This is a genomic window from Hyalangium ruber (assembly GCF_034259325.1).
Lineage (GTDB): Bacteria > Myxococcota > Myxococcia > Myxococcales > Myxococcaceae > Hyalangium_A > Hyalangium_A rubrum.
In genome coordinates, this window is sequence record NZ_JAXIVS010000016.1 from 53,246 (window position 1) to 76,547 (window position 23,302).

Below are 23,302 nucleotides of genomic sequence, written 5' to 3' on the forward strand. Positions count from 1 at the left end.
GCGTTCCCTACATCTGGAATTCCAGACCTTCCTGCGACACTCCCCCTGCATCCCTCCTCGCAGGAGGGTGCGCGACCTGGGGGGCCGCGATGATGAAGGAACGTGCGTGGACGGATGACTTCCTGAACACGATGCGCGAGCAGTGCGATCCACTGGCCGACGAGACGGTGCGAAACCTCTTCCAGCAGGGAAAGGTACCCGCCACCAACGCGCTGATGAAGCAGCTCGTCGTCAACGAGCAGGTCTCCCTGGAGATGCTCGCGCCGCCCCTGCGGGACTACTTCGAGCAGACCGGCCAGCTGCCCTCCTGGGCGGAGCCACGCCTCATCCTCCAGGGCGAGGAGCTCTTCGGCCGGCATGGCCCGTCCATCGTCACCGCGCTCTTCTGCGCCTCGCTGCCCTCTTGCTACGCCGCCTCCAAGTTGGTGCAGGTGCTCCACCTCACCGCGCGGCTGGAGTCGAACCCGTACCGCCGCATCGTCGAGACGATGCAGATGATCATCGACGTGATGGCGCCGGGAGGACTCGCGCAGGGAGGCCGGGGCCTGCGCAGCGCACAGAAGGTGCGGCTGATGCACGCCGCCGTCCGCCACCTCATCCTCCAGCGGGGCACCTGGAACTCAGAGTGGGGCCAGCCCATCAACCAGGAGGACATGGCCTTCACGCTGCTCACCTTCTCCACCATCGTGCTGCGCTCGCTGGACCGCATGGGCTGCGTGCTCACGGATGCCGAGCGCCGGGCTTACTACCACGCGTGGCGCGTGGTGGGGCACGTGATGGGCATCGACGCGCGATTGATGCCGGAGACGCCCGAGGAAGGTGCCCGCTTCGAACAGGTCCTCCAGCGTCGGCTCTTCGGCGCCACCCCCGAGGGCCAGATGATGACGCGCGCCTTGCTGCAGTTGATGGAGCACATCACCCCCGGCAACCTCTTCGACGGCCTGCCCGCCACCCTCATGCGCCACCTGATGGGCAAGGACACCGCGGAGATGCTCGCCGTGCCCGCCTCCGACTGGACGAGCCTGCTCATGGGCCCACTGCAGGCGCTCGGCTGGGTGAGCCATGAGATGGTGGACCTGCACGGACCCGGGGCCGCGAAGCTGGCGGGCATGTTCGGCCGCAGGCTGGTGGAGGGCCTCTTCTGGGTGAACCGCGGCCCCGAGCGGGTGCCCTTCCGCCTGCCCACCACGCTGCGCGACTCCTGGGACGTGCGCGGCTGGGAGCGCGCCTGAGCCGGCCCAGGAGGCTCCGGCTCCAGGCGCCTGTACCCTCTACCGACGCAGCCGCGCGTGAATCCGCGCGCGGAGCCACGGGCTCACCGCGCCGTCCACGGTCAGCGGGGTGATGGAGATCTCCCCCCGCTCCAGCGCCGTCGTGTCCGCGTGGTCCACGGTCTCGGCCTCGCACGCCACCTGGAGGCCGCAGATGCTGCCCACGGCGACGAACACCTCGGGGGTGGTGGAGATCTGCACGTACTGCGGGTGGACCACCTCGCCGTGTCCCAGGGCCGTCACGCGCGGCTCCTCGACGAGCGCGGGGTCGAACAGCCCGTCCGCGCCGAGCACGACGGGATAGTTCACGTTGAGGGCGACCCGGTCCGGCAGCAGCGCATCGCCATGCCGGGCGGTGTCACGCAGCTTCTCGATGAGGGTCTTCACGAAGGCGGCGGCGTGCGGCGCGGCGGCGGTGGTCTGCGAGAAGCCCGTGTTCGCGTCCTGGAAGTTGAGGCCGATGCTCACGGCGATGGCGGGCACGCCCTCCTCGGCGGCCGTCACGGCGGCGCCCACGGTACCCGAGTGGTTCACCGCGCGGCCCACATTCTGGCCGGAGTTCATCCCCGAGATGACGAGGTCGGGGCGCTCGGTCCCCATGGACCACAGGCCGAAGAGGACGGCATCCGCGGGAGTGCCCCCCACTGCCAGGCTCGGTCTCAGGGTGTCACCGCACAGGAACTGCGAGCGGGTGACGCGCAAGGCCTGGTTGAGGGTGAGCGCGGCGCTGGTGCCACTGCGGTCGGCGGCGGGCGCGGCGACGGTCACCTGGTACCCGGCCGCGCACAGCGTGTCCCTCAAGAGGAGCAGCCCCGCTCCGGCGACGCCGTCGTCATTGGTCAGGAGGATGCGCAAGGGGCGCTCGGCGGGTGGCGTCTCGTTGCCCGAGGCCAGGGCCGGGCTGGCCAGACCGAGGCTCACAACCAGGAGTGAAGAGAGCAGAGGATGGGCGTGCATGGGTTCTCCGAAGGGGGGTAGGAGGTGGCTTCCACCAGGAGAACGAAGGCCCCGATTAATTGTCGCATTTCCCCTGCGTCATCTCTCGTGGCGGGCGAGCCACGCCTCCAGGTCCTTCCGGAACCTGGGAGCGGAAGGGTCCTGGTCATCCACCAGGGTCCGCGCCTCGGTGGCGAGCTGGAGGGCCCGCTGCCGGTCCCCTCCCGAGTCCCACAGCGCCCGGGCCAGGAAGAAGCGCCCCACCGCCCCCACCATGGGTGAAACGTGCGTCCTCTCGCGCCCCGCGAGGAGCCGGGACAACGGCGCCACGGCATCGCCCGGCCGGCCGAGGTCCACGTACACCCGGCCCAGGTTCAACAGCGTCTGGCCCCACAGGTTCTGCCGGTCCTCGACCAGGGAGTCCTGGATGGCGGCGGCGCGCTCGTAGTGCGGCAGGGCCTCAGCGAGCTTTCCCTGCATCCGGTGGACATCGGCCAGGCTGATCAACATGACGACGAGCGTGGGGTGCTCGCGGCCCAGCTTGCGCTCCAGACGGGCGGTGGCCTCGGCGAGGAGCCGCCCCGCCTCCTGCACGCGCCCCGCGCGGGCCATGGTGGCGGCAATGTTGTGGGTGAGCACCGCCGAGTCCGAGCTGTCCGCGCCGCCGCTGGCCTCCATGAGGCGCAGGGCCCGCTCGAGCATCGGCAACAGCTCCACCGGCTTCCAGCCCAGGGGGATGCGGGTGGTGGCCAACGTGTTGAGCGCGCTGACGAGCCCCGGGTGCTCCGGGCCCAGCGCCCGCTCCAGCACCTCGATGGAGCGCAGGGACAGCCGCTCCGCCTCGGCGAACTCGCTCCGGTACCAGCGCACCTCCGCGAGCTCCGCCAGCGCCATGCCCACCTCGGGGTGCTCCGGCCCCAGCGCATGCTCTCGCAGCGCCAGGGCGCGGTGGCCCAGCTCGAGCGCCTCCTCCGTGCGCCCCAGCGAGGTCCACGCCGCGCACCGCTTCAGGAGCACCTCCGACACGGCCAGACTCTCCGGACCCACGGTGCGCTCCAGCAACTCCAACGCCTGCCGGTGCTGCGCCTCCGCCTCGGCATAGTGGCCCTGGACATAGAGGACGCGCCCCACGTTGACGTGCAGCCGCGCGCGCAGCCCGTCGTCCCCGCCCAGCCGCAGGAGCGCCGCGTCGGCGCGCTCACGCCACCGCCGCGCCAGCGCGAACTGCTCGAAGCGCTCTCCGGTGAGGCGCACGGCCAGCGTCCACCCGCGCGCAGCCACCCGGTCATGGCCCACGGCCTCGGCGGCCCAGAGCGACTCGAAGAGGGCCTCCTCCGCGCCCCGGTAGTCCCCCGCCTGCTCGCGCAGCTCGGCCACCGCCAGGAGCCCCTCGGCGCTCCCGGCCCGATCGCCCTCCTTGCGCGCCGATTCCGCCGCTGGCAGCGCGACGGACAGCCCCTCCGCGTACCGGCCGGCGGCCTCCAGCGCTCGCGCCCGCACCAGCGCCGCGCGCAGCGCCTCCGAGGGCTCCGCCCCGCGCGCCAGCGTCGCCGAATCCGAGCAGCCCGAGGGCGCGGGCAGGGACTCCACCGCGCGCAGCGCCCGCCCCACCACGTCCGCGTCCGCCTGTGCCAGCACCTGCGTGAGGGCAGCCACCTCCGCCAGCCGTCCATCCAGGCAGCGCATCCGCTTGCCCAGGACCTCCTCCGACTGCTCGCCGCGCACCCGCGTTGCCTCACAGGCGGCGGTGCGCGTCGTCACCCAGGCGGAGGTGTACGCATTCAGCGAGCGCCGCACCTGAGCCCACGCGGCGGTGGCGAAGGGGCGCTCGGTGCCGAGGAAGGCGGCCTCCACGGCCCGCTGGTGAGGTGTCCCCCAGACGCTGGCCATCGCACGCTCGGCGGCGCCCGCGCAGGCCCGCGCCTGGTGCGCATGCAAGGCATGGGTGGCCACCACGGCGCCCAACACCAGCGCCATCCCACCGGCCCAGGCCAACCACCGTCGGCGGCGCGCGCCGGGATCCGCGAGCAGGGCCGCGAGCAACGCCTCCAGGGAGGCATGGCGCCGAGAGGGCTCCACCTCCAGGCCTCGCAGCACCGCGCGGTGCAGCCACGCCGGCACGGAGGAGCCCCGAGGCGCGGGCCGCACCCGGCCCGCCCGTACCTCCAGGGAGAGCGCGTCCACGGTGGCTCCCTGGAAGGGACGCTCGCCGTGGAGGGCCTCATACAGCGCCACGCAGAGGCTGAACTGATCGCTGCGCGCATCCACCTGCCCGTCTCCGGCCAACTGCTCGGGCGCCATATAGGCGGGAGTGCCGCCCACGAGCCGCGGTACCTCTCCGCCTCCAGACGTGGCGGTGCGGGCCAGGCCGAAGTCCGTCACCCGCACCCGCCCATCCCGTCCCACCAGCAGGTTCTCCGGCTTCACATCCCCGTGGACAAGGCCCGCGGCATGCGCGGCGGCGAGTCCCCTCCCCGCCTGCACGAAGGCATCCCGCACCTCCCGCCAGGAGCGCGGGGCGACAAGCAACCACTGGCGCAGCGTCTGCGCCTCCACCAACTCCATGGCGAGGAAGACCTGCTCGCCGAACGTGCCCACGTCGTAGATGGGCACCACATGCGGGTGGGAGACACGGGCCATGGCCTGGGCCTCGCGCAGCAGGAGGGCGCGACCCGCCTCGAGCTCCAGCCCCAGCCCTCGCGTGCGCAGCAGCTTGAGCGCCACGCGGCGATCCAGCTCGGGGTCATAGGCCGCGTACACCACGCCCATGCCCCCCGCTCCGAGGCGCTCCAGCACGAGGTAGCGCCCCACCGCCGTGCCACGAGCCAGGGGGGCCGCCTCGACCGCCGAAGACGAGGAAGGGCCGGTGGAAGCCAGCGAATCGGCGGCGTCCACGGGCTCGGAGGTCCGAGCCTGGAGCGCCTGCGCCATCAAGCGTCGGCACGAAGGACAGGTGTCCAGGTGCGCATCCAGCTCCGCGACGCGAGCCGGAGGCAAGCCGCCGAGCATCACCTCCATGAACGTGGCTTCATCCAGGCAGCGCATGGGACTCAATCGAGGCGGGAGCGCAGCAGCCGGCTGAGGTTGACGTCGATTTGGCTGGAGATGAGGCGCAACACGCTGTCGAGCTGGGAGTGGGTCAGGCGCAGTCGCTCGGTCAGCAGGCGCCGTGTTTCTTCGAGAAGGGCCTCCTGTGCAGCCAGGGCCCAGCGGGCGGCGGTGGCGCGGTGTACGCCATAGAGGGCACCGAGCTGGTCGATGCTCAAGCCATCGAGGTACTTGAGGCGCAGCACATTGCGCTGCCTGGGAGCGAGTGCGGTCAGGGCCTGGGCGAAGGCGGCGTTGAACTCGGCGCGATAGGTGGTCTTGAGGTAAGCGAGCTCGGGATCATCTCCAGGCTCGACGAGGAACGGCAGGGCCGCGTCATCCGCGTGGGCCTCACCCGCGCCGCGACGTTGAAGATCCAAGGCAAGCCACAGCGCGGCGGCTCGCACCCAGCCGGAGAGCGGACCGGTGCCTGGGTAGGCGGCGAGCCTCGCCGGAGCATCCGCGGTGGAGACGAGCATCCTCTGGCGCAACTGCTGGCGTACGTCGTCCAAGGCGGCGGGAGAAAGCTTCAGGCGCGCCACGGCCACGGCGACCTCGGGAAGGAGCCGGGCCTCGAAGGCCGCCAGCGCGGCGGGCACGCCGTGAGCGCAGGCACAGGCGAGGTAGAGGTCCCCCAGGTGGAGCTGCTCCAGTGCCTCCGAGGAGCTGTCCGAGGCCAGATGGCGGGCAAGGTGCGCGACGAAGCGAGGGCCCTCCAGCGTCACCCCCGGCCACGCGGCGCGGGCCGCTTCCCACACTCGAGAGAGCCGCTCCTCCAGAGCCGCCGGTGGCTCGATGGAGGAAGCGCCTTCACGGGCGGTGATGAAGGCATGAGCGAGTGGCTGCGGCATGACACCGGCCTCCGAGGCGAGACACGGCGGCATGAGAGCACCAATCCCCCCCGAGGCGGATGACGTGCGGGGTATGATGAACTCCAGGAGAGCAACCAACCATGCCCCTGAACCGTCCTTCGCCGCGAGGAAGCGTGCTGCGCATCCTGGTGTGGATCGTGAGCATCGTGCTGATCCTCGGCATCGCAGCGGCCTTCGGGTTCGACCGGATGCTGCGCAACAAGTACGAGCCCGCCATTGGCGCGTTCCGCAAAGAGGTGACGGAGCACGTCGGCTTCTTCTGTGAACAGCAGACGCTGCTGGCCAAGGATGCGTGGTTCCACGAGCCACGAACGGAAGGAGACGCGGGGCCGCTCTTGAACGCCTGGCTGGCGTGGGATCCCCAACCGGAGCCACCGAAGGACTCTCCCCTCACCGTTCCGGCGCACCTGCCGCAAAAGAGCGCGGACCTCAAGGATTGGCTCACCGCGAGCATCGACGTCTCCACGCTGGACTTCGACTGGATGCGCAAGCTGCGCGCCTATGACCGGTGGGACATCGCGCGGAACACGCCTACGCCCTTGCCGGCGCAAATCAACCTGCCCGAGGCACCGCTGCCATACTTCGGCACGCTGCAGCTCTGGACGAAGTTCCGGCTGCTGCACGGCTTGAGGACGGGCCAGCCGGTGGAGGCGGCCCGTGACGTGCGACACCTCGCCTGGCTGTCCTATCGCACGGACACGCTGCTGGGCGGTGCCATCGCGAGAGCGCTGCTGAAGTTGGAGCGCGAGGCCTACGACGCTCAGTCCTCCCCTGTCCCGGAGTGGCAGCCGATGAGCCAGGAGCAGCTCGACCGGATGACGGCGGTCTTCATGTCGAGCACGGCCTTCTCGAACATCGCCGCGCCCGTCGAAGTGGCGAAGCAGGCCCGAAGCTGCGGAGCGCCCGCCGTGAGCCGCTGCATGGCGCTCACCGAATCGTCCTTCACGTTCAAGTACCTGCAGCCTCTCGTGGGGAGCTCCTACGATGAGGCGTACAGCGCCTTCACCCAGGACCTCGCCAAGCCCACCTGCGCCACCTCCTTGGCGCGCACGTACTGGGAGCGGGGCTTCACGATCGAGGAGCATCGAACGGCCGGCAAACTGGAAGAGCACGCATGGCTCGATTCCCTCCCGGGCACCTACGCCGCCACCCACATCGCGGGGATATTGATCGCCATCGGCCCGCCGAACCTCAAGCACCTCAAGGAGCTCCGAACGAAGACAGACGGGGCTCGTTGAAAAGCGAGGCGGCTGTGAGAGACTGATTTTTCGGTTTCCACGCATCCATCGACCTCCCGCGAGGCTGGGTTGGGCTCTCACAACTGCCTGTCTGCCGAGGTTCTGGCTGACTTGAACAACGGCCGCCTGCCGGCTGACGTTGTGGCCCAGGCACGTCGTCATGCCGCGGAGTGCGACACCTGCCGTCCGCTCCTCGTCCAGGCCGCTCCCGGTCCAGCGGCCCGTCGAGACGACAGAACCCAGACACTCCCGGGACCAGGAGAAGCGGGGGCGCGCGTCGCCGCTGCCCCCGGAGCGCGCCCAGGCGAGACCACCTGGATGCCTCCTCTCGAATTCGATGAGTTCCGCGTCGAGCGGGAGATCGGCCGCGGCGGAATGGGTGTCATCTACCTCGCGCAGGACACCTCCCTGGGCCGCCCCGTCGCGGTGAAATTCATTGCCTTGCAGCAGCCCGAGTCCCTGGTCCGCGCGTACATCGAGACCGAGGCGCGTGCCATCGCCCGCCTGCAGCACCCCAACGTCGTCACCGTCTATCGCGTCGGCAAGGTCGAAGAGCACCCGTACATCGTCTCCGAGTACGTGGTCGGTCAAAGCCTCTCGGAACTCTCCCTGCCCCTGCCGTGGCGACGCGTCCTCACGCTCGGCCTGGGCCTCGCCCGAGGGCTCGCGGCGGCCCACCACCAGGGCGTGCTCCACCGGGACATCAAGCCCGCCAATGCCCTGCTCGCCGCCAGCGGAGAGGTGAAGCTGCTGGACTTCGGTCTGGCCGAGCGGTTCGACCCGAGCGGTGCTTCCTCGCCCGTGGGCACCGCCAACCTTGCGGGCACCCCGGCCTATATGGCGCCCGAGATCCGCCGCGGCGCTCCGCCCACGCCCCAGAGCGACCTCTATTCGCTCGGCCTGACCCTGTACGAGCTCTGCACGGGGAAGCTGCCTCCCGCCGTGGGTGGATTGGATCGCCGCCATGACGCCTCCGCGATCGAACTGGTGCCGGGCATCGATCCCGACTTCGCGAAGCTGATCCTGCGGTGTCTCTCGCACAGTCCGATCCAGCGCCTTGCCACGGCCGACATCCTCCGCGAGGGGCTGGAGCACCTGGAGCACCTGCACTCCGCCCCGCTGCTGGCCGCCAGCAATCCCTATCGAGGCCTCGCGCCCTTCGAGGCCGAGCACCAGAAACTCTTCTTCGGGCGGGACGCCGACATCCGCGCCGTTCTGGAACGGCTGCACCGCCAGCCCCTGGTGCTGGTGGCCGGAGACTCCGGCGCCGGCAAGTCCTCGCTGTGCCGTGCCGGCGTGCTGCCCTGGGCGAGGTCCGACGCCCTGAACGAGGGCCGCGACATCTCCACCGTCACGCTGTGGCCGGGCCACCGGCCGCTCCAGGCACTCGCCGCCGCGCTCGCGCCGCTGCTCGGGCAGAAGGAAGCGGAGCTCGTCACCGTGCTGCTCACGGACCTGCCCGCATGGCTGGGGCAGACCCTGCGCGAGAGGTACCACGGCAAGCGTGGGCTGCTCCTCTTCATCGATCAGCTCGAGGAGATCCTCACCCAGGCTGCGCCCTCCGAGGCGACCCGCTTCGCCGCCATCCTGGGAGGGCTGGCACTACCGTCCTCCGGGGTGCGCGTGCTCCTGGCGGTGCGGGGCGATTTCCTGACGCGCATCTGCGCGCTGCCGGGCCTGGGCGAAGAGGCGGAGCGCGCGCTCTACATCCTCCGCCCGATGTCGCCCGAGGGGACCCGCGAGGCCATCGTGGACCCGGCGCGCACCCGGGGCGTGGTCTTCGAGTCCGATGAGCTCATCCAGACGCTCGTCGCATCGACAGCGCACGGCGCGGGCAGCTTGCCCCTGCTGCAATTCGCGCTCGCCGAGCTGTGGGAGCGGCGCGACTCGGCGCGAGGCTGCATCACCCTGGAGTCCCTGGGAGAGATGGGAGGCGTGGCCGGAGCGCTCTCCCGGCACGCCGACGGGGTGATCCAGCGGCTGAGCCCCACCGAACAGCAAGCGGCGCGGCGCATCCTCCTCCAACTCGTGACGGCGGACGGCACGCGCTCCAATCGGAGCGAAGAAGAGCTCGTCTCGGCGCGAGACCCCGCATCCGGCGCCGCCCTTCGCGCGCTCCTGGAAGGCCGGATCCTCCATGCGCACACGGCGGGCGGACAAGCCCGGTACGAGCTGGCCCACGACTCGCTTCTGATGAGCTGGGGGACGCTGCGCAACTGGGTCGATGACGACATTGGCCATCGCGCGGTGCGCCAGCGCGTCGAGCAGGCGAGCACCGAATGGGAGCGCCTGGAGAGAGCCCGGGACGTGCTCTGGGCGCAGCGTCAGCTCGATGAGGCACGCCCCCTCGACCCCAAGACCCTGAGCCCCCAGGCCCGCGCCTTTCTCTTCACTTCTCGCCGCGCACTGAGGCTCCAGCGGTGGGGCCGCTACCTCTCCGTCACCCTCCTGGTGCTCGCCCTCGCCGCGACCTACGGCGGTCTTCGCCTGCATGCGTCCTTCGAGGACAAGCGCTTCGTCACCGCCGAACTCGGCAAGGCAAGGCAGTTGCTGGGGGAGGGACACGCCCTGGCGGAGAAAGCCCGCACCACCCGAGAGGAAGCGCTCACACTGTTCGGAGGTCGGGGCGCGCTCTCCTCCAACCCTGGAACACCCCAGAGCGCGCCGGACCTCTGGAACTCCGCTGAGCGGCGATGGACCGAAGCACTCGCCCTCTTCGAGCGGGCGGATGCAGCCTACGCCTCCGCCGGTCAGCCTCTTGAGCGGGCCCTTGAACGCCAATATGGCCATGAGGAGGCCCGCCAGCTCCGCCTCGAAGTCGCCTACGAGCGTCTGCTCCTCGCCGAAGACTTCCACCAGAAACGCCTGCGCACTGAACTCCAGCGGAGCCTCGAACGGCTGACCGACCACCCGAAAGAGGGCGCGGAGTGGCGGCAGCGACTCTTCGCGCCAGCCGAGCTCGAACTCGTGATCGATCCGCCCGGGGCGCGCGTCGAGTTCCAGCGATACATCAGCGATGACCAGCGAGTCCGTCACCTCGAGCCAGCTCCGGACCTCGGTCAGATGCCTCTCCCCCGCCTGCAGCTGCCCCCAGGTTCCTATCTCCTCCACATCACGCATCCCTACCGCCCGCCGCTGGACCTGCCCCTGCTTGTGACACGCGGTGCTCGCGAGACACTCCGCCTCACGCTCCCCACGGCCCCGCCCCCTGGTTATGCCTACATCCCGCCCGGCTGCTTCCTGTCGGGCAGCGCCGAGCCGGAGGAGGTGCGCAGGTTCATGCAAAGCCCGCCGCTCCATCCCACCTGTCTCACCGAGGGCTATGTGATCGGAAAGACCGAGGTGACGTTCGGAAACTGGCTGGAGTACCTCAACACCCTGCCCCCAAACGCGCGTGCGAGGCACATCCTCGCGAAGCCGATCTTCAGCTCCGCCGGAGCGGTCACGCTGCAACATCAGCCTGGCGTGGGCTGGCTCTTCTCCTTCTATCGGTCGAGCACGGACATCTTCACGGCGCGAGTGGGAGAGCCCCTCCACTACCCTGGCAGGTCCAGGCGCAACACCGCCGACTGGCGCCAGTTTCCTCTGTCCGGAGTCTCCGCCGAGCATCTCGCCGGTTACTTCTACTGGCTCGACCACACGGGGCGATTACCCGGAGCGCGCCTGTGCAGCGAGCACGAGTGGGAGCGTGCCGCCCGCGGCGCCGATGGTCGCGGATACCCGCATGGCGACGTGCTGATGCTCGATGACGCCAACATCGATGAGACCTACCAGCGGCAGCACCTGGCTTTCGGTCCCGACGAGGTGGGCTCCCATCCCGCTTCGACGAGTCCCTTCGGCCTCGCCGACATGGCGGGCAACGCGTACGAGCTCACGCGCTCGGTGACATCGGACCTCGGCCGCATCGTCCTGCGAGGGGGCGCCTGGTACTACAACAGCGCAACCGCGAGGGCCGCCAACCGCGAGGCCGGTGACCCCACCCAGAGCTCGGTGACGGTGGGCGTGCGTGTCTGTGCCTCATACGCTGCTCGCTAGCGCCCCGTGGACGTGAGCCCCCTCACACGCAGCCAGTGAAGGCGCTCACAGCCCGCCAGGCCTCCCGTTGGTACTTCATGAGCCACCCACCCAACGGAGAGGTGTCTCCATGAACGTGTCGCCCAAGTCTGTTGTTGCCTCGCTGTTCCTGCTGTTCACAGCGCCCGCGTTCGCCTCGAGCCCGGCGTCCTCCCACTCCCCGAATCTGAAGTCCGGGAGCGCGGCGCCGGGGGAGTCGGAGTCGGCACGGTACGCGCGCCGCTGCCAGAACCACGCACCCACCCGCGGTTCCAGTGAGCAGGGGACGCTCCTGTGGGGCACCCGGCAGGCGTGGCGCTCCCGGCAGGGGAGCGAGACGCAGCGCAGCGTGCTCGTCTCGGTCGACATCCAGGCCTCGTTCCACCCCGACGGCAAGACGCAGAGCGTGCGGCTGGAGAATGGGCGCCTCGTGGCCGAGCACGACACCACCCGCAGCCTGCTGGGCACCGTGTTCCAGGGCACCTCCAGCGACGGCAAACCCGTGGAGGTGGCGCTCTGCGGCGCCGAGCCGGCTCCCGACGATCCCGAACTGGTCTGGTACCGCATCGAAGCCTGGAACCCGGTGGCCCAGGAGTGGGAGAACCCGTGCGCCGCCACCGGCAACCTGCCCGATCCCCGAGCCCTGGCGGTGAGCGGCTTCTGGGACTCCCGCGGAGCCCACCACGCGACGCCGGGCAAGTTCACCCTGGCCTGTGAGGACGGCGCCATCACCAAGTGCATCCGCTGGGGTTACAAGCCCTGGGCCTCCCGCGACGGGCAGTCGCTGGCCGACCTGCACCAGGCCTGCACGCGCATGGCCCGCGCGGACTACTGCGGCAATGGCCGCAGCCACACGCGCCAGGGCACCACCATCGACATGTATGACGCCTTCGGCATGCTCTCTCCGACGACGGAGGCCTCGGCGGCCTGGAACCCGGCCCACGCCTCATTCGAGGCGGCCTGGGCGCCGGATGGGGCCACCTGCATGGCGCGCACGCGCCAGGGAGAAGCGCTGGAGAAGATCCTCCAGGAGTGCCCTGGACGCTTCAGCACCAGCGCCGCCGCGTCGCTGGGAGGAGGCGACGACTGCGCGGTGCAGCGCGTGAAAGAGAGCGACAGGACAGCGCTGCTGCGCAACCGCTCCTACTGAGCCCCAGCCCACCCCACATTGAAGACCGAGCCAGCAAGCCCATGAGCGGCTTGCTGGCTCGGTTCGTTTTGTGCGTTCAACTCCCTCCGCGCGCAGAGGTGAACGAATTCATACAAAGCATGTAAAGACAGTCACAGCGGGATCCAGACCATCCTTGGTAATTCCTTACATACCTACTCAAGGAGAAGTCCCGCATGAAGACGTCCAACACTGTCCTGTTCCTCTCGAATCCTCTGCTGTTCACCCTGACCCCGTTCCTCTCCCACCGCCTGAGGGCGCACGGGTGGTCGGCGGCGCAGTGGGCCCTGGCTGAATTCGCCGAGGAATGACATGCGGCGCGCACTCGGATGGATGATGGTGGCCGCCCTGTGCAGTACGGCGAATGTGGCGGCTGGCAAGGAGCTGACGAAAGCCACACAGGCCCAGACGCTCCGTGAGCAGGCCTGGACGCTCGTGGCCCAGCGCCGCTTGGAAGAGGCCGTACCGCTCTTCCTGCGTGCCTTCACCCTCTCGGAGGAGTCCCTGCGCGAGGAGGTGCTCGACCTCTCCGAGGACCGCCTGATGCGCCTCCTGCAAGCGCTCCGCCCCGAGGAAGAGCGCCTCTATGCCCTGCTCCGGGCGCATCCGAATGACGCTCGTTTGCAGCACCTGGCGCTGACCGTCGTACTGCTGCGCAAGGGCCGCGCCATCGAGGAACTCTCCCACACCTCGCGCAGCGTCCACCTGGGCGCCGAGGCTGGGGACCGCGAGAGCTTCGACCAACTGCGCGCCCTGCGTACCCAGCTCGCCAGGCTGAAGCTCCGAAACATTGGCCAGCGTCCCACCGCGGAGTACCGAGGGCGCCTGACCGCCCGGATTGACGACCTCGAAGCCATGCTCGCCAGGCGCTCGGCCCCCCTGCGTGCGCGCACCGCCCTTCCCGCTCCCGCCGAGATGGTCGACCGTGTCGCGGCCTCCCTGCCCCGGGACGCGGCCCTCATCGAGTTCGTCGCCTACGAGGACCGTCCGCTCATCCCTGGCGCTTCTGGCTCCGGGCAGCCTCGCTACCTGGCCCTGCTGCTCTTCCCCAATGGCCGTATCCACACGGTCGACCTGGGGCCTTCGGCGCCCATCGACGCGGCCATCACGGATCTGACCAGTGCCATCTCCGACCGAGACGTCGCGTACCAGGCCCCGGCGCGGACGCTCTACTCGCGAGTGTTCCAGCCGCTGCGGCCGCTCCTGGGCAACATCCACCACGTCAACATCGCTCCAGACGGTCAGCTCTGGCGCATCCCGTTCTACGCGCTTCACGATGGCCACAAGGAGCTGATCGAGTCCTTCGACTTCAGCAACCGCACCTCGGGCAGGGACTTGCTGCCCCGCGTCCAGCCCGTCGCCCCCTCCCGTGCTGTCGTCGCCCTCGCGGACCCCAAGGTGGAGCGTCCTTGGGCGCCGCTTCCCGGCTCCCGCGCGGAAGCGCTGGCCATCCAGCGGCTGCTTCCCCAGACCCAGCTCTTCCTCGACCGCAACGCGACCCTGGAGCGCCTGCATCAGTTGAGCGCGCCCGGTATCCTCCACATCGCCACGCATGGCTTCTTCCGCGAGAGCGCCGCGCCCTCTCAAGGTTCCCGTGCGGTCGGCCAGGTCGGCTTCTTCAGTGGCGGCATCGAAGCGCAGCTCCCATCCCATCCGCAGCTCCGCTCCGGGTTGCTCTTCTCGAACCCTGACGGTGCGGGCAGTGACATGGTCAGCGCGCTCGAGTTGGCCAGCCTCAACCTGTGGGGCACGGAGCTCGTCGTGCTCTCCGCCTGCGAGACGGCTCTCGGCGCCGTGGAGCTCGGCCAGGGCGCCTACGGCCTGAGCCGCGCGTTTCTCACGGCGGGCGCGGAGACGGTGGTCTCGAGCCTGTGGCAGATCAACGACGACACCACGAGCGTGCTCATGAAGTTCTACTACCGCAACCTGCTGGAGGGCCGAGGCCGGGGCACGGCACTGCGAGAGGCCATGCTCACCTTGCGGAAGACGCACCCCCATCCGCAGGACTGGGCCCCCTTCATTGCATTGGGTCGAGCTGAGCCCCTGCGCTCCATCGCCCCGAGCCCTCTGAACAGCCACCCTCGGGTGGAGCTGCCAGCCCCGGTTCCCTCCCTCCACGCCTCACCGGAGTGGCAAGGTGGGCTGCTGCAAGCGCAGGCGTACGAGCCTCTGGAGCTTGGACGAAGTGGCCTGTCCATGCGCTTGCATCGCCCGCATGTGGAGAGCCATGTCCCAGCTCCGGTTCGCCCGACGGCTGAGCTGTCGCAGCTCAGCCTCGACCCGCAGTCTTCCGTGCGACTCGCCTACGGACACCAGCACCGCCGCAGGGGAAGGCTCCGTGTCGAGGAAGCGCCGCCATGGGTACATGGCGAGCGCACGGCGTAAGCCTGGAGCCCCCGCTCCTTGATGAACCGACCTCCTATGGATCCGAGGTAGCGGGTGGCTGGGGCCCCATGAATGGCCAGTAGCACCTGTCCTTCCACGCGTAGGCCTGGTCTCCGCACGGTGGGGCCTCATCTATCGGGCCCCAGCACCCACCATGAATCTCGACCGTGGGCTTCTTGCAGGGAGGCCGGCGCTGACCTGGAAGAGGCTTCTTCGGCAGTTCGAGGGCGATGTCGCGCCGCGCCCGCTCGTGTGCGGCCACGCTCGCGGGAGTCGAGAGCGTGGCGTCACCGAGCCCCACGGCGCCCCCGTCCTCTTTACCGTCGTCTTGCGTTTGCTGGCCCTCCTCGGCGAACTCACCGAAAGAAGTCCGGTGCTCAGGCCACCACGCATGAACGGCCAGGAGGGCGCAACCCGCCACCGCGAGCCATGACAGCCGAGCCCAGGCACGGCGCGGCGGCGTGGCCCCAGGCTTGTGCTCTATAGGGAGCTGCACAGGAGCCTCGCGTCTCTCGGGCGTGGAAGTCTGCCGCGGGGGCGGCTGCTCAGCCTCCAGTGGGATGGGTGTTCGCTGCTCGGCATGGGCGCGCTCGACTTCAGCAGCCACCTGCCGCGCGACCTCCCCCACGCGTGCTTCCGCCAACAGCAACTCATACGCCACACGGGACTGGTGGCGCCGTCCCGGCATCTGGAGGGTGGACTCCGTCTCCCAGGCAAAGAGCAGGTCCTCCCAGGTCTCCTCGGGAGCCTGCACCATGGCTTCCAGAGACCGCGCCACCTCATGCGCAGAAGGGCGCTCTTCGGGCCGGGGAGCCATCATCCGCAGCACCAGCGCGCTCAGTTCCTGCGGCACGCCTGGGTTCAGCTCATGCGGCGCGAGAGGAAGGAGGCCTCGCAGGCGCGCCTGCGTCCGCTCAGCCTCGTCCAAGTCCAAGAAAGGGTAGCGGTCCGTCAGCAGCCTGAAGGCAGTGACACCCAGGCCATACACATCATCCGCTGGCCCAGCACCACTGGGAGCGTCCGGCGGCAGCAGGCTCAGGTGAGCGCGCAGCCGCTCGGGGCTGTAGTACAGCGGAGTGCCCGGCGGACCGCCCACTGTCAGCGGAGCGGCTCCCGTCCACGTGCCCGCGCCGAAGTCCATCAGCATCGGCTCGCCGTCCGCGAGGCGCACCAGCACGTTGGCGCCCTTCATGTCGCGGTGCTGCCCGCCCACCTCGTGGACCGCACTCAGCGCTCCGGCCAGCTTCGCCAGCAACCGCGTTACCTGCTGCCGGGACGGATTACCCAACCGGGCCCATCGGTACAGGTCCACCCCCGCCACCCACTCCATCACGACATACGGAAAACCGTGCCAGTCGCCGTGTCCCCGCAGCCTGGGCACATGGGGGTGATGCACCCGAGCCAGCAACTCCACCTCCCTCGCCAACCGTGCATCTGCCCGGCTCCGCGCCAGTTTCAGCGCGCACGGCCCAGCCGCCTCCTCACCCACACGGACCGCCAGGTACACCACGCCGAAGGTTCCCGACTCGTGAAGCGCCAGCACTCGCCAATCACCCATCCGCGTTCCGGCCATCAACTGGGACGGCTCCCTGCCACGCATGGGGTGCCTCCCTCCTCATTCCAGGTCGGCAGCGCGAGGACGCGTACGCCGAATGCTACAGGTCCTCTATCGCTCGCCTACCCCGGGGGGGAGAACACCTCGTGCGGCCTGAAGCGTGCGCCAGCCGTGCAACGCATGAAGGAGCTTCGGCATTGCCACGAGGAAGTGACTGTTCGGCCTGCACTGGAGCCGCTGGCGGCGCCGCCATCAGGCCATCGCCAAACTCTGTCACTACCGACGCAGAGCCCCTCAAGCCAAAGTCCCACTGTAGTACTTTGGGGCGACAGGCAGGCTCTACGTTGGGTATTCCTCTCAATACAGCAGAGAGAGAATAGGTGTGTTTGTGTATTGGGTAGACCCATCATTGCCAATCTGGCCGTCTGAGTTGGAGCCCCAAGCCCATACAGTACCATCTGAGCGCACAGCCAATGAGTGGGACCAGCCCACAGCCAGGCCCCGAAAGCCGCTTATCTCTGGCACTTGCATGGGCCCCGCGCATAGTTTCATGTTATCATACCCCATCTGGCCACCGAAGTTGCAACCCCAAGACTGAGCAGAGCCGTCGGAGCGCGTTGCCACCGAGTGGTAGATACCCGCCGACACGGCCACCACACCACTCAGCCCTGGCACTTGCACGGGCGAGGTGCGGTCAGCTGTGGTGCCATCTCCTAGCAAGAAGTAGCTGTTGTCGCCCCAAGCCCACACCGTGCCGTCGGAGCGTGTAGCCAGCGAGTGGTATTCACCCGCCGATACGGCCACCACACCGCTCAGCCCCGGTACCTGCACAGGCGTGGTGCGATCAACAGTGGTGCCATCCCCTAGCTGACCAGCAGCGTTGTTGCCCCAGGCCCACACAGTGCCGTCAAAGCGCATGGCCAGCGAGTGGATAGCTCCCGCCGAGACGGCCACCACACCACTCAGCCCTGGCACTTGCACGGGTGCGGTACGAGTAGCAGTGGTACCATCCCCTAGCTGGCCAGCAAAGTTGCCACCCCAAGCCCACACCGTGCCATCGAAGCGCACGGCCAGCGAGTGGTAGTTACCCGCCGACACGGCTACCACACCGCTCAGCCCTGGCACCTGCACTGGGACAAAACGGTAAGTCATCGTCCCATCCCCCAATTGTCCGGCGTTGTTACCGCCCCAGGCCCACACCGTGCCATCGAAGCGCACGGCCAGCGAGTGGTCGTCGCCTCCATCCGCAGTGACGATCCCACTTATTCCTTGCACCAACACGGGCGAGGTGCGGCGATGCGTAGAGCCATCTCCCAGTTGGCCGGCGAAATTGGCTCCCCAAGCCCGGACCGTACCGTCGAAAAGCACGGCCAGCGAGTGGTCTTGGCCCGCAGCCACGCTCCGTGCGCCGCTCAGCCCAAGCACCTGCAAGGGCGCGATAGGGCGATACGGGGTACCAGTTCCCAATTGGCCGTGGGTGTCGGCCCCCCAGGCCCACAACGTGCCGTCGGAACGGACTGCGAGCGCGTGCCACCCGCCTGAGGTCACCGCCACCACCCCGCCTAGCCCCGGCACCTGCACCGGCGCGAGATGGGACGTCGTACTATCCCCCAACTGGCCGTTTGAGATGTTGCCCCAAGCCCGCACTGTGCCGTCAGAGCGCAATGCCAACGAATATGAGGTGCTTGCGGCCACAACCACTACCCCGCTCAGCCCTGGAACCTGCACGGGAACGTTGCGGTCTGTCATCGTCCCATCCCCCAACTGGCCCCAATAATTTTCGCCCCAAGCCCACACCGTGCCATCAGAGCGCAATGCCAGCGAGTGCCGGCTCCCCCCTGCCACTGAGACCACTCCGCTCAATCCTGGCACCTGCACGGGTGCGATGCGGTCCGTCGTAGTCCCATCGCCCAGTTGGCCGTCTGAGTTGTCGCCCCAAGCCCAAACCGTGCCGTCAGAGCGCAATGCCAGCGAGTGTCGGGCGCCCGCAGCCACTCCCATCACTCCGCTCAATCCTGGCACCTGCGCGGGGACTGTATGAGTTGTTGTTGTTCCATCGCCCAGTTGGCCGTCTGAGTTGTCGCCCCAAGCCCAAACCGTGCCGTCGAAGCGCACTGCTAACGAGTAAAGGGGACCCGCCGCAACAGCCACCACCCCCGCCAGCTCAGGCACCTGCACAGGAACGATGCGGTCTGTCGTAGTCCCATCACCCAGTTGGCCGTCTGAGTTGTCGCCCCAAGTCCAAACGGTGCCGTCAAAGCGCACGGCTATCGAGTGGGCGAAGCCCGCAGCCACTGCTATCGCCCCACTCAGCCCCGTCACCTGTGCAGGGACAAAGCGGTCGCTTTCTTTGGTACCATTGCCCAGTTGGCCGTAACTGTTATAGCCCGCCGCCCACACGGTGCCATCTGGACGCACTACCAGAGAATGATACCCCCCCGATGCGATGCGTGCTTGTGCTTGCCCCCCCCATAAAGCAGAGAAGAGCGACACTTGCTCTTCTGGCGCCCTTATAGGCTGCTCACAACCGACTAGCGGCCAAATCCCAAACCATACTCCCAACACCATCGTCATCCATCTCGTTGCCTTGCTATGCATTCGATACCCCCTGAGTGCGCATTTAGTGAACACGAATGTGTCGAGAACCATAGTGTCACGGGCACGCAATGAACAGAACACCTGATAATCTTAGCAGAGAGGTCGACTGACTGGCAGTCAATCCATCTGGAATACAAGATTCGAGCGGCATTGGCAGCAGCATCGTCCAGGACAGAAATCCCCTTGTCGTCTAGCAGAGCAATAAAGAAAAGAAAATTCGACCCATGATTGCTAGGCGGCGGCCGGCTCATGGTTGCAGGTTGGGCAAGACGCGTTGGCCCATCGAGCGGAGCCTGTCCTGGCTACACCAGTTCCGCAGGCTCCGCATCTGATTCGAGAAGACGGTGCCACCTCACCGAGCGCTGCTGCTGCTGCTGACGTGCTCGCTCATTTGCTACTGGCGGCCGTCCCCTTAAGTTTGAAATACGCTCTTAATTCGAGTTTCTCAGATTTGAGCGGGTAGAGGAGCATGCGGTTGCTGCGCGTTGGAGCCCAGCGCGGTGGCGCTCCCTGAGTTGGGCGGAGACAGCCCAATGCAGAGGGCCGTCCAGCGCGAGGCAGTAGGACTTCATAATTCAGGAGGCAGGAGCCCTAGCCCGAGGGGCGACGTGCCCCTTTTGCCAAGGGGAGGCCGCCATGAAACTGCCGGAAAGCTTTCTCCAACTCGTCGCCTGCTTGGGTGCCAGCATGACGATGCCGACGCTCACTTCGCTGGTGACAGTGGTGCAGGGCTGGCTGTTCGCCGGACGGCACAACCTGACGGGGGTATTCGTTGCGCTGGGCAAGGGTAGCGCCAAGCATTTCTCGGCGTACTACCGACTGTTCGCCACGGCTGTTCGGAAATGTCGGGACTTTTCGTGCTCAATCCCATTCAGGTCAGTGAGTGAAGACCTCGCCCCCAGCGACGCTGCCGCCCAACCTGTCTGATGTCTGACAGGTTTGCCCAGAGCCATCCCGGGCAGGCCCCCAGTTCGGAGCGCACTCCCCTCCTGGCACCGGTGGCAATCCCTCAGCACCTTCAGCAACCCTGCGGAAGGTGTTCAAACCAAAACCCCCGACATTTCCGAACAGGAGCTCAGGAAGCCGAGCCGGGTGACTCCAGGGGCGATGCGAGCACTCCCAGCCGCGGCTGCTCGCGTCGAGACATCCGCTCAGCTCTTGAGGTTGCGGAACGGGTTGTTGAAAGGCTCGGGCCCCTTCTTCTCCGTCTTCTCCGGCGGCTTGCCCCCAGCAGGCCGTGCTGAAGGCGGTGCGCCCTTGCCTCCCGAGGCGGCTGCTGTCACCCGGCCCGCGCCTCCACCGCTCGGTGGCCGACCCGACGACGGTTGAGGCGTCCCACCCTCCTGCGCCGCGCGCACCGAGAGCGCCAGCCGCTTTCGCGCCAGGTCCACGGTGAGGACCTTCACCGTGAGCCGATCGCCCACCTTCACCACCTCCGAAGGGTCCTTCACGAAGCGCGTGGAGAGCTGGGACACGTGGACGAGCCCGTCCTGATGCACGCCCACATCCACGAAGGCGCCGAACGCGGTGACGTTGGTCACCACGCCCTGAAGCACCATGCCCTCCTTCACATCCTCCAGCGTCTTCAGGTCCTCCCGCATCGCGGGAGCGGAGAAGTCCCCGCGAGGGTCCCGGCTGGGCTTCTCCAACTCGGAGAGGATGTCCTGAAGCGTCAGCTCTCCCAGGTCCGGCCCCAGGTAGCGCTTCGGATCGATCTTCCGCACCAGCGTGGCGTTGCCCACCAGCGCGCTCACCTCCACGCCCAGGTCCTTCGCCATGCGCTCCACGACGGCGTAGCGCTCGGGGTGGACGGCGCTCGAATCCAGCGGCTCGCGGCCCCGCACACGCAGGAAGCCCGCGGCCTGCTCGAACGTCTTCGGCCCCAGCCCGCCCACCTTGAGCAGCTCGCGCCGCGTGGTGAACGCGCCCTTCTGGCTGCGGTAGGCCACCAGCTTCTTGGCCAGCGTGGGCCCCACGCCGGACACATGCTCCAGCAGTTGCGGCGAGGCGGTGTTCACATCCACGCCCACCGCGTTCACGCACGAGTCCACCACCTCGCCCAGCTTCTTCTTCAGCATCCCCTGGTCCACATCGTGCTGGTACTGCCCCACGCCGATGCTCTTGGGGTCGATCTTCACCAACTCCGCCAGCGGATCCTGCAGCCGGCGCCCGATGGACACCGCGCCACGCAGCGACACATCCAGCTCGGGGAACTCCTCGCGCGCCACCTCGGAGGCCGAGTAGATGGAGGCGCCCTGCTCGCTCACGGAGACGACGGGAACCTTCGTCCCCAGCCCCTGGAGCACCTCGCGCACGAACCCCTCGGCCTCGCGGCTGCCGGTGCCGTTGCCCACGGCGATCAGCTCCGGCTTGTGCTTCTGCACCACGGTGGCGAGCTGCCGTGCGGCACGGGCCCGCTCATCCGGAGAGCGCTCGGTATAGAGCGTGGCCGTCTCCACCACGGTCCCGGTGGCATCCAGCATCACCATCTTCACGCCGGTGCGAAGCCCCGGGTCCAGCGCCACCACGGCCCGGGTACCCGCGGGCGGGGACAGCAGCAGGTGGCGCAGGTTCTCGCCGAACACGCCAATGGCCTGCCGGTCCGCGCGCTCCTTCAGCTCCGCGCGCAGCTCCGACTCGAGCGAGGGCCCCATCAGTCGCTCCCAGGCGTCCTCCGTCGCCGCGCGCAGCTCCGAGGCGAACAGGGCCTGCGGCTTGTTCACCACGCGGGAGCTGAGCTGTCCCTTCACCTCGTCATCCGGGAAGGCGAGCTTCACCCGAAGCACCTCCTCGGCCTCGCCGCGCATCAGCGCCAGCACGCGGTGCGAGGGTGCCTGGGCGAGCGGCTCTTCGTGGGAGTAGTAGGCCTCGAACTTGGTGGTCTCGTTCTTCTTGGCGGAGACGACGGCCGAGTGCAGGCGCCCCTTGCGCACGCACAGCTCGCGCGCCTCGCGGCGCAGCGCCGCGTCCTCGGAGACGCGCTCGGCGCAGATGTCCCGCGCGCCCGCCAGCGCCGCGTCCACATCGGGCACGCCCTTCTCCGCGTCCACATAGGGCCGCACGCGCGCGGCCACGTCCTCGCCACGCTTGCCCTCCTGCTTCCAGAGGAGGTCCGCGAGCGGCTCCAGCCCTCGCTCCCGAGCGATGGCGGCCCGGGTGCGGCGCTTGGGCTTGTAGGGCAGGTACAGGTCCTCCAGCTCCGCGCGCGTCCGGGCACGCTGGAGCGCCTGGGCCAGCTCCGGCGTCAGCTTCCCCTGCCCCTCGATGGTGCGCAGGATGGTGTCGCGCCGCGAGTCCAGCTCCGCGCGCTCCCCGGCACGATCGAGGATGGCTTGGATCTGCACCTCGTCGAGGCCGCCGGTGGCCTCCTTGCGGTAGCGGGCGATGAACGGGACGGTGGCGCCCTCTTCATGAAGCGCGAGGGTCTTGTCCACCTGCTCGGGCCTGAGGCCCAGCTCCTTGGACAGCTCGACGGCGTAGGCGTGCATGGCGGCGATACCCTATCAACCCGCCGCTCACGCCGCCCGTTTCCGCCACGGCGCGGCGCTGCCACGATTCACGGATTGCACGCTCAGTGCGAAGAGCGCGCTTCCCACTCCGTCCGCAGCAGGCCCCAGATCTGCTGGTCCAGCCTCCGCCCCTGGACGACGCAGTGCTCGCGCAGCACGCCCTCCAGGCGGAAGCCCAGCTTGCGCGCCACGGCCTGCGAGGCGAGGTTCTCCACGGTGGTACACAGCCAGATGCGCTGGAGCACGGGAATGGTGAACAGGCGCTCGAGCATCATCGCCACGGCGCGGGAGCCAATGCCACGGCCGATGAACTCCTCGGCGAGCATGTAGCCCACCTCCACCCGCCCCTGCGTCCGGGACAGCTCTCGCGCGGACACGGTGCCGGCGATGCGGCCATCGGCCTCCACCATCCACCGGAAGCTCGTGGCGCGCGGGTCGCTCACATCGCTGCTCGCCTCGCGCAGGCGCTTGAGCAGGACTTCGGGGCTGTCCTCATCCATGGAGACGAGGCGCTGCGAGGTGGCACCGGCGCGGATGGCGCTCCACGCCTCCACATGCTCGGGCAACGCGGCAACGAGCCTTACTTCAGGGGTACTCATGGGAGGCGCAGCGTACCGCCTGCGCCTCCCG

General features: G+C 68.6%; 13 protein-coding genes and 2 pseudogenes. 8 read left to right on the plus strand and 7 right to left on the minus strand.

Features of this window, described 5'->3' with window-relative positions; all coding sequences use genetic code 11:
* Nucleotides 1-89: 89 nt before the first annotated feature.
* A complete protein-coding gene (locus tag SYV04_RS35635) occupies nucleotides 90-1,232 on the plus strand; it encodes an oxygenase MpaB family protein (protein WP_321550488.1) in 1,143 nt (380 codons plus the stop codon).
* 39 nt (nucleotides 1,233-1,271) lie between these two features.
* On the opposite strand, the gene surE is transcribed toward SYV04_RS35635, so the two are convergent.
* The 3 genes from surE to SYV04_RS35650 form a co-directional block, all read right to left on the minus strand.
* Entirely contained in the window at nucleotides 1,272-2,228 is a 957-nt protein-coding gene (gene surE / locus SYV04_RS35640; protein WP_321550489.1) for a 5'/3'-nucleotidase SurE, read from the minus strand.
* Nucleotides 2,229-2,306: 78 nt separating this feature from the next.
* Nucleotides 2,307-5,252, minus strand: a complete 2,946-nt coding sequence (locus SYV04_RS35645; RefSeq protein WP_321550490.1) for a serine/threonine-protein kinase — start codon at nucleotides 5,250-5,252, stop codon at nucleotides 2,307-2,309.
* A gap of 5 nt (nucleotides 5,253-5,257) precedes the next feature.
* On the minus strand, nucleotides 5,258-6,145 hold the full coding sequence (locus SYV04_RS35650; RefSeq protein ID WP_321550491.1) for a sigma factor-like helix-turn-helix DNA-binding protein: 888 nt from the start codon (nucleotides 6,143-6,145) through the stop codon (nucleotides 5,258-5,260).
* A 101-nt stretch (nucleotides 6,146-6,246) separates the two neighbouring features.
* On the opposite strand from SYV04_RS35650, the gene SYV04_RS35655 reads away from it, so the two are divergent.
* The 5 genes from SYV04_RS35655 (at nucleotide 6,247) to SYV04_RS35675 (ending at nucleotide 15,010) form a co-directional block, all read left to right on the plus strand.
* A complete protein-coding gene (locus SYV04_RS35655) occupies nucleotides 6,247-7,404 on the plus strand; it encodes a hypothetical protein (protein WP_321550492.1) in 1,158 nt (385 codons plus the stop codon).
* A 318-nt stretch (nucleotides 7,405-7,722) separates the two neighbouring features.
* Nucleotides 7,723-11,439 carry a bifunctional serine/threonine-protein kinase/formylglycine-generating enzyme family protein gene (locus SYV04_RS35660; RefSeq protein WP_321550493.1) on the plus strand — a complete coding sequence of 1,239 codons (3,717 nt, stop codon included), beginning with the start codon at nucleotides 7,723-7,725 and terminating at the stop codon, nucleotides 11,437-11,439.
* A gap of 109 nt (nucleotides 11,440-11,548) precedes the next feature.
* Entirely contained in the window at nucleotides 11,549-12,607 is a 1,059-nt protein-coding gene (locus tag SYV04_RS35665; protein ID WP_321550494.1) for an ADYC domain-containing protein, read from the plus strand.
* Nucleotides 12,608-12,801: 194 nt separating this feature from the next.
* Nucleotides 12,802-12,936, plus strand: a complete 135-nt coding sequence (locus SYV04_RS35670; protein WP_321550495.1) for a hypothetical protein — start codon at nucleotides 12,802-12,804, stop codon at nucleotides 12,934-12,936.
* A 1-nt stretch (nucleotide 12,937) separates the two neighbouring features.
* A complete protein-coding gene (locus SYV04_RS35675; protein WP_321550496.1) occupies nucleotides 12,938-15,010 on the plus strand; it encodes a CHAT domain-containing protein in 2,073 nt (690 codons plus the stop codon).
* Between the two features lie 34 nt (nucleotides 15,011-15,044).
* Here SYV04_RS35675 and SYV04_RS35680 read toward each other — a convergent pair whose 3' ends face one another.
* Nucleotides 15,045-16,610, minus strand: coding sequence for a serine/threonine-protein kinase (locus SYV04_RS35680; RefSeq protein WP_321550497.1), 1,566 nt, complete (start codon nucleotides 16,608-16,610; stop codon nucleotides 15,045-15,047).
* 312 nt (nucleotides 16,611-16,922) lie between these two features.
* Entirely contained in the window at nucleotides 16,923-19,163 is a 2,241-nt protein-coding gene (locus tag SYV04_RS35685; protein WP_422724004.1) for an RCC1 domain-containing protein, read from the minus strand.
* A 203-nt stretch (nucleotides 19,164-19,366) separates the two neighbouring features.
* Here SYV04_RS35685 and SYV04_RS35690 point away from each other — a divergent pair.
* Both SYV04_RS35690 and SYV04_RS35695 read left to right on the plus strand, forming a co-directional pair.
* Nucleotides 19,367-19,492 (plus strand): annotated as a pseudogene (locus SYV04_RS35690) (IS5/IS1182 family transposase); the annotation flags it as partial.
* A 307-nt stretch (nucleotides 19,493-19,799) separates the two neighbouring features.
* Nucleotides 19,800-19,997: pseudogene (locus tag SYV04_RS35695) on the plus strand (IS701 family transposase); the annotation flags it as partial.
* Between the two features lie 317 nt (nucleotides 19,998-20,314).
* Here SYV04_RS35695 and SYV04_RS35700 read toward each other — a convergent pair.
* Nucleotides 20,315-22,651, minus strand: coding sequence for a Tex family protein (locus tag SYV04_RS35700; protein ID WP_321550499.1), 2,337 nt, complete (start codon nucleotides 22,649-22,651; stop codon nucleotides 20,315-20,317).
* An 83-nt stretch (nucleotides 22,652-22,734) separates the two neighbouring features.
* The gene (locus SYV04_RS35705) at nucleotides 22,735-23,271 is read right to left on the minus strand and encodes a GNAT family N-acetyltransferase (protein ID WP_321550500.1); all 537 of its coding nucleotides are present in this window, start codon (nucleotides 23,269-23,271) and stop codon (nucleotides 22,735-22,737) included.
* Nucleotides 23,272-23,302 lie beyond the last annotated feature (31 nt).

Coding starts and splice junctions, on each gene's coding strand:
- SYV04_RS35635 (WP_321550488.1), top strand. CDS start 90: ATGATGAAGGAACGTGCGTGGACGGATGACTTCCTGAACACGATGCGC.
- surE (WP_321550489.1), bottom strand. CDS start 2,228: ATGCACGCCCATCCTCTGCTCTCTTCACTCCTGGTTGTGAGCCTCGGT.
- SYV04_RS35645 (WP_321550490.1), bottom strand. CDS start 5,252: ATGCGCTGCCTGGATGAAGCCACGTTCATGGAGGTGATGCTCGGCGGC.
- SYV04_RS35650 (WP_321550491.1), bottom strand. CDS start 6,145: ATGCCGCAGCCACTCGCTCATGCCTTCATCACCGCCCGTGAAGGCGCT.
- SYV04_RS35655 (WP_321550492.1), top strand. CDS start 6,247: ATGCCCCTGAACCGTCCTTCGCCGCGAGGAAGCGTGCTGCGCATCCTG.
- SYV04_RS35660 (WP_321550493.1), top strand. CDS start 7,723: ATGCCTCCTCTCGAATTCGATGAGTTCCGCGTCGAGCGGGAGATCGGC.
- SYV04_RS35665 (WP_321550494.1), top strand. CDS start 11,549: ATGAACGTGTCGCCCAAGTCTGTTGTTGCCTCGCTGTTCCTGCTGTTC.
- SYV04_RS35670 (WP_321550495.1), top strand. CDS start 12,802: ATGAAGACGTCCAACACTGTCCTGTTCCTCTCGAATCCTCTGCTGTTC.
- SYV04_RS35675 (WP_321550496.1), top strand. CDS start 12,938: ATGCGGCGCGCACTCGGATGGATGATGGTGGCCGCCCTGTGCAGTACG.
- SYV04_RS35680 (WP_321550497.1), bottom strand. CDS start 16,610: ATGCGTGGCAGGGAGCCGTCCCAGTTGATGGCCGGAACGCGGATGGGT.
- SYV04_RS35685 (WP_422724004.1), bottom strand. CDS start 19,163: ATGCATAGCAAGGCAACGAGATGGATGACGATGGTGTTGGGAGTATGG.
- SYV04_RS35700 (WP_321550499.1), bottom strand. CDS start 22,651: ATGCACGCCTACGCCGTCGAGCTGTCCAAGGAGCTGGGCCTCAGGCCC.
- SYV04_RS35705 (WP_321550500.1), bottom strand. CDS start 23,271: ATGAGTACCCCTGAAGTAAGGCTCGTTGCCGCGTTGCCCGAGCATGTG.